This window comes from Carboxylicivirga sp. (genome assembly GCF_982718395.1).
On record NZ_CEXQWX010000127.1, the window covers coordinates 1 to 17,797 of the forward strand.

A 17,797-nucleotide genomic window follows, 5' to 3' on the forward strand; every position below is an offset into this window, starting at 1 on the left:
TACACCACAAAACCTGAACCAAGTGTGTCGTAAAGCGATTGGTCATAGTGCCAGTGAAATTATTAATCACCAAATTATTTTGGAAGCAAAGAGGTATATTCTACATACCGATAATACTGTTGCTGAGATTGCAGAATTTCTGAATTTTACTGATGATTCAAACTTTGTGAAATTCTTTAAGAAGCATACTGATCAAACGCCCAAACAGTATAGAGAGCAGTATTTTCAATAATACCATTTTTACATTAAGTTCTACCATAAGAAATGCCTGAGTGCCCTTTAATTTTGCTGTATAATTTTAAAATACAGTAATATGGACATTCTAATAATTTCATTAATCACTTTTGTAACAGCCATCCTGACGTTTTTCTCAGGGTTTGGCTTAGGTACAATATTAGCACCTGTTTTCGCTTTATTTTTCCCAATAGATATAGCTATTGCGTTAACCGGAGTTGTTCATTTCACAAACAATGTGTTCAAAATCACTTTGGTAGGCCGAAATACAAACTTAAAGGTGTTATTGCGTTTTGGTATTCCTGCTATTATTGCAGCTTTTGGAGGCGCCTGGCTTTTAATGAAAATAAGCGATTTACCGAGTCTTTTTCAGTATTCAATGTGGGGTAATGTGTATGAAGTATCACCTGTTAAGCTCATTATTGGTTTGCTTTTGATTGGCTTCTCCGTGATTGAAGTTTTGCCATCTGCTCAAAAGGTTCAATTTGGTAAAGATAAACTGATGCTTGGTGGAGTTTTAAGCGGATTTTTTGGTGGTCTCACCGGCATTCAAGGTGCATTACGAACAGCCTTTCTGATGAAAAGTGGTTTATCGAAAGAGTCATTTATTGCAACAGGAGTTGTTATTGCAAGTATGGTTGATTTCACCCGACTTACAGTTTATGCATCGCGTTTCACATCGGCACATATGCAGGAAAATCTATTCTTACTGATTTCAGCTACATTGGCTGCAATCGCAGGTGCTATTTTAGGAAAGAAACTTCTGAAGAAAGTAACCATGCGAAGTATTCAGCTATTGGTTTCTGTTTTTCTGGTTCTGATATCTATTGCACTCATTATGGGATTGATCTAATAGCTATGAATAATAATAGGATCGCATCTTTAGGAGCAAGGGTTCATAAGGGTGCGATCCTTTTTTAGCACCTCGTAAATCAGTCTTACATCTTATGTTTTACATCTCATAATCTATTGAATATTTATACCTACTCTAAATCCCCAACGGGCATAACTGCCATCTTCAAAACCTGCAAATATACCGGCACTACCAATCAGAAATATCTGATTCATGCTATAGCCAACTTCCACATAGTTTTTATAATTGGGCTGTGTCAGGTAACTGGTGTATAAGTTTTCGGTCCATAAACGATTACTTAATACAGGTAAAAATTTCAACAGCAGGTAAGGTGTGGTGTAGGAAACATGAGCTTTGGCATACCACTCATTGGTGCTGTAGCGATAATCATCTAACAGCATAAATGCATTTTCCCACGATTTGAAATTAATTGGTATTTCAGAAGTGTTGAAGTGTTGAAAACGAGAGAAGTGCATTTGATCATTTCGTGAAAAATAACCAGCGCCTATTTGCCAGTTAAAGGCATTGAAAATGCCCCATTCTTTTCTTTGTGAGATCTCACCTCGAATCAATTCATAGTCCGAATCACTATTAAATACATTGTTGAAACCTCGTTGATAGTTGACTTTAAAAGTAGGGTACCTGGAACCATACAATATTTTTCGCCCCTTGTGCATACGATACTTCATTCGAGGAGTATAACTTACTTCAACCGAAGTAAACATATCTGATTGATCCTCCAGGTGATGTTGCAATAACTGGTCGTTTGGTGGGATATTAGGAGCGTAATCTTTGTCCTTATCCACAATTGACCAATTGGTATTATTCTCCAATTGTTGATACCAACTATATGAGGCAGCCAAATGCACGCGCATGCCGTGTATTAAATCAAATGAACCATTAATAGCTGCATAATCTTTCTGATACAACTTCATGTAATGGTCTTTAAAGAAGAGAGCTGAAAACATGTTTAAAGTCCGATCAATACCATATTTACTATTGAAATCTTTACTTAGCTGCCCGCCAGAAACGGAAATGTTCGCTCTACTTTTTGATGCCAAATTTAGTCTGGAATTCACATCCCACATCACCTTTTCACGGGCAAAAGCATATTGCACCATTGGTTCAATTCTCAATGAACGTAATGAGTCAAAACTATGGCGGATGGTGAGTTTTTGCTGATAGCTCCACCCATCCACAGCATTAAAATCAACTTGTCCCAATCCAATTAAACCATGATAGGTGATGCGAGTTGATGAATCGTTAGCATAAAAGGTGTGTCCTGATAAAAAGCCGTCGGATATTTTACTAAAGGCCGATTTCTTTTTCTTCTCCGTTTTAATCGTATCAGACTTTATTTCTGCCAATTTGATGGAATCTTTCACTTCAAAACTTCTCAGTTCATCACTTGTTAATGGTATCGGCCGAATGCTCTCCCAATAGCTTGAATCTTGTTTTGCACTATCTTTCTTGTGGGTGATTTTATAGGTGTCCTTTATTTCTAACGATTCGTTTTCAACTTCCTCTTTGCGTGATTCTTTTTCGATTAGTCTCGAAAGTTTAATCATTTCCCGGTTCGATAGTTCTTCTTTGGCCAGCAACTCTTCCATTTTCTTTTGCTGACGTGTCAATTCCTGTTCTTTCTGAGCTTGTTCTTCAGCCGCTTTTTTTGCCGCTTCTTCAGCTGCATATTGTTTCATCAATACATTGGGCACTGGCAAACCGGTATTAAGTTTAATGTCCGAGTACTTAACAGATCCGGCGTAACGAAAATCTGCTTTAACTCCAAAAATAGAAGCCTTTACAATAAAACGGTGACTGATTGGTAACCACGAGCGCTCTTTCACCGGAGCGTATACTTGCTTGATATTGATCTCTCCGAAAAACGCATTATTGGTGACATCAATGGAGTGGATGTTCCATAAATTATCAACAATGTAGATATAACCGCTGTAAGTTTGCTGACTTTTTCTCTTGGGAACAACCTTGATTTTATTCACAGCCACATCGCCTTCATAGAAGAATCCTTCATAAACAAATTTATAATGCGAAAAGGCATTGGGAGCCAGCGGTGAGATAGCCATGTCCTGATGTGGTTCGTAAAAGCTGTAGGTGATATAACCCATAACATCTTGATCATTTGAATCGGGGAATGTACTGCGTGACGATAAAACGGTATGGTTGTAATTGTCAGGAGCAGTAAATTCGATTTCATTCATCGATTCCATAGTATAGGTTTCACCAACCTTAATATCCGGTGTCTCTTCATCCTTATCCATCATCTTCTGAATAAGCTTAGGAATCTTTTTCATCAATAAGCTTCCCTTCAGATATACTTCCGCTTTGTATTGTTCTGTTTGTCGTTGGTAGTAGGGTGCAAGACTAATCGCTTTGCGCATAATCGGATAAGCCGGATCTTCGCCTCCTGAATAAACCCGTACTTCTTTTATTCGGTATTCTTGTTTTTTAAGTACGATGTTATTGGTGATGAATTGATCCTTTACATCAACGATTACTTCTGATTTTTGAAATCCCAGGCCTTGAAAAATAATGGTATAATGGCCGTTGGGGAGTTGAATTTCATATTCACCCAGATCATTGGTCGTGGTACCGGTCGTGGTTTCTTTTAAATAGATGGTAGCGAAAGGGATAGAGTTGCCTTCTTCATCGTTGACAGTTCCTTTTACGCCTTGCGAGAATGATACAATTGGCAATAGCAATAAAAGGCCAATAAGATAGATTTTACCCATAGGTTTAGTGTTAAGATTATTGGTTTAAGCTGTGTAAATATATAATAAACATTAACTAAATGTAAGATCACACAACTTCGTATCTTATATTTTTTCAATATAAGGCGAATAACTATCAATTATAGTTACAGCAATTTCAACTTTAAAATGGAATTGACAGTTTAGAATTTAAGACTGAATGAGTTATTAACTGTGTAAAATAGTGGATCAACATCTGGTGGCACCAGGTTGTCATAGTCGAAACGAAGGTAGAGGGCAAATGAAAATTTCTTGGTGATTTTCATATTGAATCGCGTTTCGCTCCAGATTCTGAAGTCAGCCGGATCGGAATAATCAGGTTCGTAATAGGTGCTATGCGATAAAGATGCATTCGAAGATATTTTCCAATCAGTTGACAGCATCGAACTAAACTTAACCAGGCTTTTGCGTCGTTCGTATGTACTGGTCTCAAATAATTCATTTAAATAAATAGTATAGGCCACCAAAAAGAGTGAAAATTTCTCCTTATCAGCAATGTTAAATCGCGGACCACCGCCCATTACGTGTCGATGTTTCAGTTGCTTTATCCTATTGTATTGATATTGGTAAAAGGCCTCAGCAATAATTATCTTTTCGGGAACCCAATAGTTATACTTAAACATCAGTCCGCCATTGTTCACATTCCGTTCATCATCAACCTTACTAAAACCAATATCAGAGGATAATAGATACGTATTGTCGTTGTCGTTATACTGCAATTTAAATCGTGACATTATCTGAATCATGTCCTTGGTGGTATGCACAAAATTAAGTCCCAGGTTAACATCGCCTTGAAATCCTTTGTTGGGATTTTTCGTACGTCGTTTATCAATACTAACAATTTGGGCTAGTGAAGATAGGCTTATCAAGGTGAACAAAACGATTGTGAATGATTTTTTGTGCATGCAGACTTGAATTTTAATGACAAAAATAGAGTTTCTGACGAGATGAAGAAAACTTAATTGAATTCCTCATGAATCATGGAGAAAAAACTGTTGAAAATCATGAATTTTATATCAATTTATAATCTAAATTTGCCAACAGTTAAGCTTAAGTAGAATCGCTTTAAAATGTATAGTAATGCCTAGTATTTCTGACAGAGGACAACAAATGCCGGCTTCTCCAATCCGTAAGTTGGTGCCTTTCGCCGAGGCGGCAAAAGCAAAAGGAACAAAGGTGTATCACTTGAATATTGGTCAGCCTGATATTAAAACTCCCGAAGTAGCTTTAGATGCTATTCGTAATATTGATATGAAAGTGGTTGAATACAGTCATTCAGCTGGTATTGTAAGTTACCGTCAGAAGCTGGCTAAGATGTACCAAGGCATTGACATTAATGTTGATGAGAATGAAATATTGGTTACGGCTGGTGGCTCTGAAGCAATTACATTTGCTTTTCTAACCTGCCTGAACCCGGGTGATGAAATTATTATTCCGGAACCATTTTATGCCAACTATAATGGTTTTGCTGTTTCGGCAGGTATAGTTGTTAAGCCAATTCGTTCAAGTATTGAGGACGGGTTTGCTTTACCGGCTATTGAAGAGTTTGAGAAGATGATTACGCCAAATACAAAGGCAATTGTTATCTGCAACCCTAATAATCCTACTGGTTATCTTTATTCACAGGAGGAAATGGATCAATTAAAGCAGATCGTTTTGAAAAACGATTTGTATTTATTCTCTGATGAGGTTTATCGTGAGTTTTGCTACGATGGTGAAAAGCATATCTCAGCAATGCATCTGGATGGGATTGAGAATAATGTAGTAATGTTTGATTCTGTATCGAAGCGTTATAGTGAGTGCGGTGTTCGAATTGGTGCATTGGTTACGAAGAATAAGGAAATTATAGAAACTGCCTTGAAGTTTGGTCAGGCGCGTTTGAGTCCTCCGGGATTTGGACAGATTGCTGCGGAAGCATCATTAGATACACCTCAGGAATACTTTGACGAAGTTTATAATGAATACATTGATCGTCGTAATTTCCTTGTTGAAGGATTGAATAAAATTGAAGGTGTGTATACGCCAATGCCAAAAGGTGCTTTTTATACTGTGGCTAAATTACCGATTGATGACTCTGACAAATTTTGCCAGTGGATATTAAGTGATTTTGCACACAAAGGACAAACAGTAATGATGGCACCTGCATCAGGATTTTATAGTACAGAAGGAGCTGGTACAAATGAAGTGCGTATTGCTTACGTTCTGAATAAAGAAGATTTAGCTAACGCAATTGAAACTCTGGAAGCGGCTCTGAAGGCCTATCCTGGGCGGACAAATTAGATATAAGGTATTAGTCACAAGCTTTTGTGGCAAGTATAACGGGTGATTGACAGGCATAGTCTGTTTATCACCCGTTGTATATTTAAAACCTCAGCATATTGCGGGTTAAACTTTCGACTCTTTTTCTACCTTTGTACAAAACCATACGCATTGAATATTGAACTTTTTATAGCAAGGAAGATTGCTTCAGGCGGACTTGTAGGTAAGAAACTGGCTGGTCCGGTTATCAAGGTCGCTACTTTAGGTATTGTTTTGGGAATGGTGGTGATGATCTTATCATTGGCCATCGGTTTTGGTTTTAAGGGTGAAATCCGAGAGAAGATATCTGGATTTGCATCGCATATACAGGTAATGAGTTATGACTACAACTACTCACCTGAAACAAATCCAATTTCTACAGATAAGACATTGGAAGCATCCATTAATACTGTTGAAGGTGTATCTTATCTTCAACGCTTTGCTACTAAACCGGGTATTATCAAAGCCAAAGATGCTATTCAGGGTGTTGTGCTGAAAGGTGTGGGCGAGGAGTATAACTGGAGCTTTGTTCAATCCATTTTAACTGAAGGGCGATTACCTGAAATTAAGGATTCTGCACGAACGGATGAACTGTTGCTTTCAACTGAGCTGGCCAACTTATTGAATGTTACTGTTGGTGATAAACTGCGCATGTACTTTGTGCAGGATAACATCCGGCAGAGACAGTTTAAAATTGTTGGTTTGTATAATTCACATTTTCCAGAGTACGACAAACTGTTTGCCTTTGTGGATATTAAGCATATTCAAAGACTAAATGGATGGGAAGAAGGGCAAGTATCTGGTTACGAAATAGGGGTAGATAATTTTGACTTGATGCATCAGGTCAACGAGGAAGTCTATTATCTGACAAGCGCCAAGGTAGAGGCGGATGGCAGCATGCTTCGAAACAGAACCATTGAACAGCTACAGCCACAAATATTCGGATGGCTCAGTATTTTGGATACAAATGTCTATGTCATTTTAGTGTTAATTGTTTTGGTGGCTAGTTTTAATATGATCTCAGGTTTATTAATTCTTATACTTGAGCGTACCAATATGATTGGCATCATGAAGGCCATTGGTGCAGAAGATTGGAATTTGCGTAAGGTATTTATCTATTTGTCGGGTTTTATAATTGGGCGTGGATTATTATGGGGAAATGCAATTGGGATAGCACTTTGTCTATTACAGAAGTATACACACTTGTTTAAGCTGGACCCTGCCAACTACTATTTATCAACAGTACCTATTCATCTAAACCCTTTGCACCTCATTCTCCTTAATGCGGGAGTGCTGGTTGTGACAATGAGCATGATGCTTGGGCCTACCTATCTGGTGTCTCGGATTCTTCCGGTTAAAGCCATTCGATTTAATTAACCTGAATCCAAAATTTCACGTAGAATTCAGGTTAATTGTCTTTGTCCGTTATGTGACAGGAACTGTTCGTTTTCGAACAACAATCTAAGATTTAACTTTAGCATAGAAATTTAGTAGATTCTTATGGTGAAGATGTTTGTTTTATAAAGGCTTGTAATGTAGTGATATATGGGACTTGTGCTAGTTTTTATAAAAAAAATACATCCATTTACAAAAGGTGGTACGGTTGTTGATTTAACCCGGACAAATACTTAATTAAGGTTTAAGTTAATAAATGGGACAAATGGCCGGGAACGCCCGGTCTTTTTTATGCTCTGAATTTTGAGAACGTACACTTGGAATAATCATCACAATTAATTAATTTAAAAGAGAACAAACTATTGATTATACCAGTTACATTGTAAAGAAAAGTGTATGAAGAAGGAGATTGAATTATTGACCAGAGCACTTACTAAACCACTTCCCGGATTTAAAGCACAAAAGCTAATGTCTCCCTCTGTGCGGCACACTGGAAAAATAAAGTACGATCATACTAAAGCGCGCACCAGTAGTGTACTAATCCTATTGTATAAGAAAAACAATGAATGGTATATACCGTTAATTCAGCGGACCCAATACGATGGAGCTCATAGTGGGCAGGTAAGTTTTCCCGGAGGTAAATATGAAGAAGAAGACCGTACACTTTTAAACACTGCTCTGCGGGAGGCGCAGGAAGAAATCGGAATTCAGCCTTCAGACGTGGAATTTATAACTCAGCTTAGTTCCTTATATATTCCTAATTCTAACTTTCTTGTCTATCCGCAGGTTTGTGTCACTATGCATCAGCCCGATTTTGTACCTGATTTGAGAGAGGTGGATTCCATCATTGAAGTTCCCGTTGTTAAATTACTGTTACCTTCAACGGTACAGTTCTTTAAACGAGAAATCAATGGTATTCATGTTGACGCACCTTTTTATAAAATTGATGACTACATTGTTTGGGGAGCAACAGCCATGATGCTGAGCGAGTTTCTTTCACTCATAAAAACATCAGAGCTTTTTACCGATCATTTATCACATTCTTATAGTGGGTGTAACGCTCCAGAATGTCGTTAACATAGTGAAAAGGTTCTTCTCCACGACAATAACCATACTTCACAACCGGATCATTATAGAATGACGGCTTTGATTTATTTAAAAGATAATAGTCTACATTATCATCCCATATAAGTGGGTTTTTATTGTTTTTCTTTGCCAAACGCATGGCATCTTCAACGTGCCCTGGTCCGACATTATATGAAGCTAATACAAACTTCAATCGTTCATCAGGATCTTCAATTTTTTCTTTAAACCGATCATCCAACCAAATCAGAAATTTAAGCCCGCCCTGAATGTTATCTTGCGGCGACTTAATTTCTTTTACTCCAAATGTTTCTGCTGTTTGAGGCATAAGTTGCATTAGGCCAACGGCACCAGCCCAGCTTTCAACTTCGGGTAAAAAGCGCGATTCCTGGTAGATAAGAGCAGCAACCAATCGCCAATCCAGATTATGCTTTTCGCATTCTTCTTTAATGATCGCATCATAGTCAGAAACACGGCCGCCTTTGATGGAATGAAAGCTTGAATTGACCAAGTGAGTTGATCGCTTATTGATAAAATACTTCCGATAGATGCGTTTGTATTGATTCGTTTTCTTGAAATTGATTAACCAATTATCAATAACATCTTTTAAATCCGAAGCATTGGGACGAACTGCCCAGCCTATTTTTTGAGGAAAGCTGACCGCTGTTTCAACATCAATATTGTCATAAAAATTGAGGTTAATCCGGGCAAGGTTGTCATCGCAAACCGTGTAAGGAATCTCTCCATTGGCTACAAGAGCTATCAGTTGCTCAACTTCATAATCTGGTATTTCAACAATGTTAATGCTGTCGCCAATTTCATTACCAAGGCTTTTTAATCGGGTAACATAAGCCGAATTTTCCTGTACGTATATTGTTTTTCCACCTAAGTCCAGTTGGTTACGAATCAGTTGTTGTGAGGCGTGTTTATTCTCAGGCTTTTGTTGCACCAAAACCTGATGGGTGATACAATGAGGCTCAGTAAAAGTAACTTCATGACTCCTGTCCCTGGTTATGGTCAGGTTCATGGCAATTAAATCAACTTCTCCTGTTAGTAGTTTATTAAAGTTTTTTTCAACATCATTAGATACGATAATCTCTAATTTTAGACCCAATGTATTGCTTAGTGCCTGAAGTAACTCTAATTGATATCCTAATGGCCGGCCTTTGTAGACAAAGTAGTTGGTGGAGTTATAATCGGTTACAACCCGTATTTTTCCTCTTTTAACAATGTCATCCAGATCAACAGAAACATGATCGATGGCTTTGCGTGATTTAACTTTCTCATTAGTTAGTTGACACCCCACCACGAGTATAGCCAAAACGTATATCAGGACAAATGATCGCATAATAACGTGTTTAAAAACAGCAACAAAGATAGTGTCTTGTACCGTTTTCGGTAATATTAAGTTACCTTCTAGTCATAAAAATTCCACGAAACGCCAAATTTCAGGTTTCTAGGATTACCTGGATAACGATAGGCGGTATAGTAATTAGCATTAGGGAATCCTTGATTTACGTGGTCATATTTGACATAGATCCGCGCACGTTTAAGCTGCAAGTTTACAAAGGCGTCAACAAACGGATAATTGCCTACCTTTTCGTTTTGCTGATTGACAAATATTCCTGTTGCAGGCATATATTTTGGCGCGTAATATTCTGTGTTATATCTTAAATCAAAACCGATTTGAAAATGTAAAACCTGGAATAATGTATTTTGATAATACGTTGAATTATACATAGAAAACAAAGGAACTGGTATATACTTCTCGTCACTTGTATACTGCAGTATTGCATCATAGATACTGTGTACACGTCCCAGAGTAAAATGCTTTTTAAGTCTGAAGTTCATGACCTGCAAAACAGAACTGGTTTGCGAAGGAAGACCATTCTCCTGCCAGTAAATGTGCTCATTAATCAGGTTAATGCCACCGCTTAACTCCAATCGACGCGTAGGTATACGTATCCCACCATTAATCCGGATACTTCTGGTTTGGTTAAAATCTTCCTGCCATTCCAGATGATTAGAGAAATATTGGTTTTCGAATAATTCAGGTTGTCTTAAGTAAATGCCGCCATTGGCAAAAAAGCCTGCAGTATCTCTTCTGATCCTGAATAAAGAATTCAAGCTTCCTGTTATCTCCGAATCACCGGCCCTGTAGCCCTGAAAATACAATTTGGCTCCAGCATCCCACCAGAAGTTTTGTCCCAGATTTTTAAATATTTGTCCGCCAATAGCTGTGTTGATAAGTGTTGTATCCCTTGTTTGGTATTGGGCAATACCATTGCCATTTTCATCGTATTTCCAGTCGGTTTGTCCCGGAAACTTATACAACATCACTTCATTTGTTATGTATGCCCGAAGTCCAAATTTAAGCAGAGAATTAGCTTCCTCGTTGAATTTAATTTGAAAAGTGTTGGTCAGGTGTTGAAATGATGTACTGTCTCGGGTCTGAAGAGAATCCCGATGAATATGCTCATAAAATGGGTTCTCAACATCGGTATATGTAGGTAAATTATCAATGCTATATAATCGATCTCCCTGTTCGTATTTTAGGGTATGATAAATGGTGCTGACAGGTAGTTCGGTTATTGTTGAATCTTTTCCTTTTACATTTATATTTCCTATTGATAGCGAGTGGTTATAAAAGAACTGTAGGTGGTTAATTTCATTTCTGGCATCATCTGAAAAGTTCATAGGTACATCTGAAGGATCTAATGCTTGCAGATCAATGTTTGGATTGTTATTATTTATACCTCCATTTTCCTGATTTTCAATTTTAGTATAAATAAAAGCTGTATGCATATTATAGCGTTCGCCATTATAGCTGCTCCAGAATTTGAAGTTCTGATTTTCTGCCTTCTGGAACTGGTATTGTCCGATTGAAGAGCTAAGCTGATATTGAATACCTACATTCGTCGCTTTGTTAATGTTTTGCGTATAAAGTGCACTGATAAACTCTTCTGATCTTCTTTTAGGTGATCCAAAATGATAAGTCAGATTAACGTATGGGGTTTTGGTATTATAGAAATATAATTCATGAGGGTGAGGTATGTATGTTAAAAGGGAATTGTAAAATAAATGCCCATAATGCATTTGGTGCTCATCAAAGATTAAGGATTGATTGGGAGAACCTAAATTTCCCAAAAAGTTTTGCCCCATACTCTCTCTGAATATCGGGTTATATATCTGATAACCATTAGACATGGTGTCAACAGCAACAGTGTCGCTAAATGTAAAGTGATCAGTCAGATGCCAGGTGCGGACATCCGGGGGAATATTATCTGATATAGGACCTTCTTCTTCACCACGCTGGGAGCCCATCATCTTGTCAGCACCACCTAGTGTTCTTTGGGCTATAGTTAATGAAGAGAAAGTTAAGCTTATAAATAGGGTTGTAAGGTATTTATTGAGGTTGATAGTCATGCTGTATAAGACAAGTGGTTGAGTTGTTTATCTGTTTTGGGTTCAACTATATCATCGAACCAGAAGCAAATATAGATAAAAACTTTTCAAATGAATGAAATCAAAATAGAGCAGAATTAAAACAAAAGAGCTACCAACGTTAGCTCTTTGAATTTATTTTTTTCTTAATACGATATTGACCTGAACACCGTTAAAGTTCCAATGTTCCCTGATTTTATTTTCCAGAAAGCGCTTATAAGGATCTTTAATATACTGCGGCAGGTTGCAAAAGAATGCAAAGGTTGGTGATTGTGTTGGCAACTGCGTTACATACTTTATTTTAATGAACTTACCTTTTGTTGACGGTGGAGGAAACTTATCAATAAGTGGTAATAAAGTCTCATTCAATTTAGAAGTTGTAATCTTGGTTTCCTTATTCTCGTAAACCTGCAAAGCTTCTTCTATGGCCTTGTGAATGCGCTGCTTGGTGATGGCCGATGTAAATACAATCGGGAAATCGGAATATGGTGCCATAGCTTCACGAACCATTGTTTCGAATTTCTTAACCGTGTGAGTATCTTTTTCAATCAAATCCCACTTATTAACCAAAACCACAATTCCTTTTTTGTTGCGCTGAATCAGGTTGAATATCTTTTGATCCTGTGCTTCGAAACCACGTGTAGCATCAATCATAAGCATACAAACATCTGAATTCTCAATGGCGCGAACAGCACGCATCACCGAATAAAACTCAAGATCTTCATTTACCTTCGACTTTTTCCTTAATCCGGCTGTATCCACAAGGTAAAAGTCGTGGCCAAACTTATTATAACGTGTAAAAATAGAATCACGCGTAGTACCCGAGATAGGAGTAACAATATTACGGTCTTCACCAATAAAAGCATTAATGATGGATGATTTACCCGCATTGGGACGACCCACAATGGTAAACCTGGGTAAGTCAAGTGTTTCTTCGTTTTCGTCTTTAGGGAACATTGATACCAGTTTATCCAGAAAATCTCCGGTACCTGCACCGTTAATAGCAGAAATAGGGTAGAGGTGTTCCAATCCTAAAGCATAAAAGTAACTGGACTCAGTTATCCGTTCATTGTTATCCACCTTGTTAACCACTGTTAGTACCTGCTTTTGAGAACGGCGAAGGATATCTGCAACACCCTCGTCATAATCGGTGATGCCAGTAGTAACATCTACCACAAAAACAACAATATCTGCCTCTTCGATGGCAATTAGCACCTGACGGCGTATGGCTTCTTCGAAAATATCATCAGAGTTAGTAGCATAGCCACCAGTATCGATCACTGAAAAATCAATCCCATTCCAAAAAGCTTTGCCATAAAGGCGGTCACGGGTGACACCTGCCTCTTCATTCACAATGGCCTGACGTGTACCTGTTAATCGGTTAAAAAGCGTTGACTTACCTACATTGGGACGGCCAACTATTGCAACTATATTTCCCATGATGACTATTCTTTTTGTTTTCGGGGCTGCAAAGGTAGTTAAACTCCTGCTTTACACCAATCTTTATTTAAAGCCAGATGATTTTACTATTTAAGTTCGTAGCCGTGGCCGCGTAAGAAGTTGTCTTTATCGCGCCAGTCTTTACTTACCTTTACATAGGTGGTTAGGTTCACCTTCTTTTTAAAGAAACCTTCCAGGTCTTTACGGGCTTCAATACCTACCCATTTCAACTTTACTCCTTTATGACCAATGATAATGCCTTTTTGTGATTCGCGTGCTACATGAATAACGGCACGAATATCGATGCGCTCTTTCTGCTCTTTAAATTCTTCAACTTCCACCTCTACTGAATAGGGGATCTCCTTTTTGTACTGAACCAATATCTTTTCACGGATAATTTCTGTTACAAAAAAACGCTCGGACTTATCGGTAATGGCTTCTTTATCAAAGTAAGGTGGTGAGTCAGGCAATAGCTCAATGATCCGGTCAAACAGGTTTTGTACATTGAATTTGTGCAAGGCTGACATTGGAAACACTTCGGCATTGGGTAATTGCTTTTTCCAGAAATCAATGATGTCATCCAGTTTAGTCTGATCGATCAGGTCGATCTTATTAACAACCAGTAAAACCGGAATATTGGTTTTCTGAACAGAACTTAGGAAATCATCGTTCTTATCAGGTTTTTCAAATGTATCAGTTACATAAAGAATAACATCTGCATCTGTTAAAGCCGATTTGGAGAATTTAAGCATTGACTCCTGCAGTTTGTAATTAGGCTTTAACACACCGGGTGTATCCGAAAATACAATTTGGTATTCGGGTTTATTAACAATGCCAAATATACGGTGACGGGTGGTTTGTGCTTTCGACGTAATAATTGACAATCGCTCGCCAACCAATTCGTTCGATAAGGTGGACTTACCAACATTTGGATTACCTACAATATTTACAAAGCCTGCTTTATGTGTCATATTTCTATTGATTTCTGCCGCGAAGATACGATTAAATACTTAGAGAAATATGTTTTGAGATTTGAGTTTAAGAGTTTGAGTTTAAGAGTTTGGGTTGTGGGGATGAGTTTCTGGTTTTGAGTTTGGGGGTGAAGAGTTGAGCTGTGTTTGGATTTTTATTTAGAAATGGAAGGGGTAATAATAACTGGTCAGTTTTAAGTTGGAGGTCTTGTTAAAGGAAGCGTGGTTTGGCACTGCAATTGACATAGGTGCCAGCGCTGCTTATAAGCAGCGCTGATAAGAGAGGCTCCAATCTATCTTATAGAAATATGACTATTTATTTCTTTTCCAGGGAATTTAACTTTTTTTCCAACTCTTCTATTTTTTGTTGTTGAGCCTGATTCAATTTGTTTTGTTCGATTAGATATAATGTCAACTCTTCTACTTTTTGAAGTAAAACATTATTCATCTTCGCAATATTCATATCATTCTCACGAAATTCATCAGCAGAAGGAACATCTGGCAAATGCTTATTGTCTTTTACGAAAGTCTCAACTTCATTCAGGGATCTCAACTTGTAATCATCTTCAAACACCCAATCAGCTGCGTCGGCAAGTGTAACTTTTACTTCCTTAGCCCAGATAGTCCCATTTACTGAGAGTTTGTTTTTAGGGGTAGTTGTTCCAATACCAACTTTTCCATATCTATCAATTGTAAAAACCGCATCAGACAATGTGGCTGGGATATTTTCTGAATTGTTAGCTTGTAAAATATGCAAATTACCTCGACTCCATCCACTTCCGTCTCCTTCTACAACAATTGCAGTTTTAATTCGGTTTAAGTAAGCATCGTTGTAGCCTTCTGGGTCAAAGCCTATTCCTGCCGCATTACCTTTGTGGTGAGTATTACTACCAATTTTTATAAGATAATTCAATCCAGTATTTGTCGTAACAAATCTACCAGTACCTTCTACTTCTAATTTTTCTTTTGGATCACCCGATCCAATCCCAACATTTCCACTATTAAAATAAGTATTACCATTTGTATGCAATTGAATTTTTGTATCTCCCGCAACGTTCCTAAAATGGAAATATGGGTCGTCATAAACTCCTTGGAAAACTAAGTGATGACCAGAGCCCATTTTAAGATCTATTGCAGCTGTATTTGATCTATTCAATCTTAAGTGATTAAATTCTTCTGAATAAATCTCTAAAGGTAAGTAAGGATTCTTAGTCCCTATTCCTACATTACCGCTATTAAAATACGTAGAACCTTTTGTATGCAGTTGAATTTTTGTGTCACCTGCCATATTTCTAAATTGAAACATAGGATCACTATAAACACCTTGAAAAACTAAATGATGACTTGTTCCCATTTTTATATCAATTGCAAAGGCATTAGATCTATTCAATCTTAAATGAGTAAAATCTCCAGAATAAATCTCTAGTGGTAGGTTTGGTGTCTCGGTTCCAATTCCAACATAACCACCAATCTTATAATTACCTTCAACATCATATTGAGCCCAAAGCATAGATGGTACTATTAAACTAAAAAGTAATAAGAATTTTCCCTTCATTTCTTAAATTTTATTTACCGTTAATATGTTAACTTAATTGATTGCAACGATTAGTGTACTGCAGAGTGCTATGATTTTATTCAGTGCTAGAGTTTTTTTTATTTCCTTATTTGGTGAACAGTAACAGAGTTGCTATCTGATTTCATAAATAGATTCAATTCTGAATAATATACATCTTGAGCCATACTCTCGTCATGAAACATTATCTCACCATCTAATGATAAGATTGCTACTCCATTATTATCAGATATAAGGATAATAGAATTCAATTCCCTGTTAAAATAAATTTTGGAATTCACGATATCTAACCCTGTTATTTGAATCTTTCTCTCTATTTCTGATTTCTTATCACCTATCTTATAAAAATGTATTTCATGAGGAGAATCTTTTGTTGAATCTTCATCTTCTTCCTCTAATGGATTATAAGATATTGCAACCGTCTCATCATCTATCCAGCAAACCGCTCTATTGCAGTGTTCCCAACCTCCAATGTTTTTATCTGATATTCGATTGTTATTGATAAAGTGATCGATTTCATAAATATTATATGCATCGTACGAACCCCATGCCCATCCTGCACTCAAGAAATTCTTTTTATTAGGTGACATTTCTAATTTACCAAAGAAATAGTCATATGGTCTTGGCCATGGAAGTTTATTTTTTTTATAAAATTCAAGGTGCCTTTTTTCTGCATTTTCTTCTATTAATGATTTCGAAGCTGTAAGAACTTGTCTTGACTCTAAGTTCATTATTTGTATGTGATTCCATGCTTCTCCATATATCAAGTGTGGGATGCCTGCTTCATTCTTAAATAAAGCTATTGGATAACAAGAAATATCTGCATGATAATCTTGTCTCCATAAATGTAGAGATTTATACTTGTTTGGATAGTGGACAAATCCATGCCTTTTGTAATCATTCACAATTACAACTATTGAATCCAATGTGTAAATAGTTGATGGTGCATTAATATCAAATCCACCATCTTGATAACTAATATTACTCTTTACTGAGAATAAACCTTCACCTTCTTGTTTTTCGATGTTGTATCTAATAACATCTCCAGAACTCATCAGCATAATTAATTCACTAGGTCCAGATAGAGAAGCAGTCATTATACTTTCTTCAGTACTAAATGCTATATCATAAACTTTTGAGATTTCCATTTATTTCTAAATTACTATTAACGAACTGTATTATGGTGTCGTAATGCGGTTTAACCACACAAACCTTCCAAAATGGCTGGGCCAAAACACCCATGTTGTTAACTTTTCTGTTCAAACGCCAAATCAAAGCTTTGGCGGCGCTTGATTGTGGCATTCAACTTCCCATTACCACAAGGGAACCTGAATGTAGAAATCAGAATTCAAATAAAAAAGTACTTACGACAAATGTGTTTTCCCTAAAAGGCCTTTTATCATTGCTTTAGAGAAATATTAATTATCAAAAGGATTAACTATTTTTAAAGCTAATACTCAGATAACAACCGTTTTAGTGTTGTAGTTATCTTCTGACCGTATGGGAGTGATGCTTTGTTATTTAAAATGAATATAAAATGTATTTAGTGGATCTATTCCTTCAAAAAAGGCATAAAACAGATTGATTGCTTATCAATCAGATACAAAAAGATCAAACCTAATTGCGTGATCGTGCTTTTTTGTATGAAATAAGTTTTTAAAATTGGTGCAGCTGCTTATTTAAAATTTAAAATGCATAAAACGGAGCGTTATAGGCCTCACAAAAATTTTAAAGAGCG

13 protein-coding genes are annotated in these 17,797 nt (G+C 37.0%); 5 read left to right on the top strand and 8 right to left on the bottom strand.

What is annotated here, in order from left to right; translation table 11 throughout:
* Together AC4MRQ_RS18920 and AC4MRQ_RS18925 are read left to right on the top strand one after the other, a co-directional pair.
* A partial coding sequence (locus AC4MRQ_RS18920) for a helix-turn-helix domain-containing protein (protein WP_491199275.1) occupies positions 1–232 on the top strand: 232 nt, incomplete at its 5' end.
* Positions 233–313: 81 nt separating this feature from the next.
* On the top strand, positions 314–1,087 hold the full coding sequence (locus AC4MRQ_RS18925; protein WP_491199276.1) for a TSUP family transporter: 774 nt from the start codon (positions 314–316) through the stop codon (positions 1,085–1,087).
* Positions 1,088–1,200: 113 nt separating this feature from the next.
* Here AC4MRQ_RS18925 and AC4MRQ_RS18930 read toward each other — a convergent pair whose 3' ends face one another.
* Together AC4MRQ_RS18930 and AC4MRQ_RS18935 are read right to left on the bottom strand one after the other, a co-directional pair.
* Positions 1,201–3,837: a DUF5686 family protein gene (locus AC4MRQ_RS18930; RefSeq protein ID WP_491199277.1), complete on the bottom strand. Its 2,637-nt coding sequence runs from the start codon at positions 3,835–3,837 to the stop codon at positions 1,201–1,203.
* A 161-nt stretch (positions 3,838–3,998) separates the two neighbouring features.
* The gene (locus AC4MRQ_RS18935; protein WP_491199278.1) at positions 3,999–4,760 is read right to left on the bottom strand and encodes a DUF481 domain-containing protein; all 762 of its coding nucleotides are present in this window, start codon (positions 4,758–4,760) and stop codon (positions 3,999–4,001) included.
* A 175-nt stretch (positions 4,761–4,935) separates the two neighbouring features.
* Between AC4MRQ_RS18935 and AC4MRQ_RS18940 the strand changes: the two genes are divergently transcribed.
* The 3 genes from AC4MRQ_RS18940 to AC4MRQ_RS18950 all read left to right on the top strand — a co-directional run bounded on the left by AC4MRQ_RS18940 (position 4,936) and on the right by AC4MRQ_RS18950 (position 8,625).
* Positions 4,936–6,135: a pyridoxal phosphate-dependent aminotransferase gene (locus AC4MRQ_RS18940; RefSeq protein ID WP_491199279.1), complete on the top strand. Its 1,200-nt coding sequence runs from the start codon at positions 4,936–4,938 to the stop codon at positions 6,133–6,135.
* Positions 6,136–6,285: 150 nt separating this feature from the next.
* Entirely contained in the window at positions 6,286–7,530 is a 1,245-nt protein-coding gene (locus tag AC4MRQ_RS18945) for an ABC transporter permease (protein ID WP_491199280.1), read from the top strand.
* 414 nt (positions 7,531–7,944) lie between these two features.
* Positions 7,945–8,625 (top strand): NUDIX hydrolase, encoded by a 681-nt coding sequence (locus AC4MRQ_RS18950; protein WP_491199281.1) that lies wholly within the window; start codon positions 7,945–7,947, stop codon positions 8,623–8,625.
* Here AC4MRQ_RS18950 and AC4MRQ_RS18955 read toward each other — a convergent pair.
* From AC4MRQ_RS18955 to AC4MRQ_RS18980, 6 genes are all read right to left on the bottom strand, one after another.
* A complete protein-coding gene (locus AC4MRQ_RS18955) occupies positions 8,570–9,979 on the bottom strand; it encodes an MltF family protein (protein WP_491199282.1) in 1,410 nt (469 codons plus the stop codon). The two genes, AC4MRQ_RS18950 and AC4MRQ_RS18955, sit on opposite strands and share 56 nt — an antisense overlap.
* Before the next feature lie 68 nt (positions 9,980–10,047).
* Positions 10,048–12,057 (bottom strand): putative porin, encoded by a 2,010-nt coding sequence (locus AC4MRQ_RS18960; RefSeq protein WP_491199283.1) that lies wholly within the window; start codon positions 12,055–12,057, stop codon positions 10,048–10,050.
* Positions 12,058–12,210: 153 nt separating this feature from the next.
* Entirely contained in the window at positions 12,211–13,515 is a 1,305-nt protein-coding gene (gene der, locus AC4MRQ_RS18965; protein ID WP_491199284.1) for a ribosome biogenesis GTPase Der, read from the bottom strand.
* Positions 13,516–13,601: 86 nt separating this feature from the next.
* A complete protein-coding gene (era, locus tag AC4MRQ_RS18970; RefSeq protein ID WP_491199285.1) occupies positions 13,602–14,486 on the bottom strand; it encodes a GTPase Era in 885 nt (294 codons plus the stop codon).
* Positions 14,487–14,802: 316 nt separating this feature from the next.
* Positions 14,803–16,041 (bottom strand): hypothetical protein, encoded by a 1,239-nt coding sequence (locus AC4MRQ_RS18975; RefSeq protein WP_491199286.1) that lies wholly within the window; start codon positions 16,039–16,041, stop codon positions 14,803–14,805.
* Between the two features lie 98 nt (positions 16,042–16,139).
* Positions 16,140–17,207, bottom strand: coding sequence for a hypothetical protein (locus tag AC4MRQ_RS18980; protein ID WP_491199287.1), 1,068 nt, complete (start codon positions 17,205–17,207; stop codon positions 16,140–16,142).
* Positions 17,208–17,797: the final 590 nt, after the last annotated feature.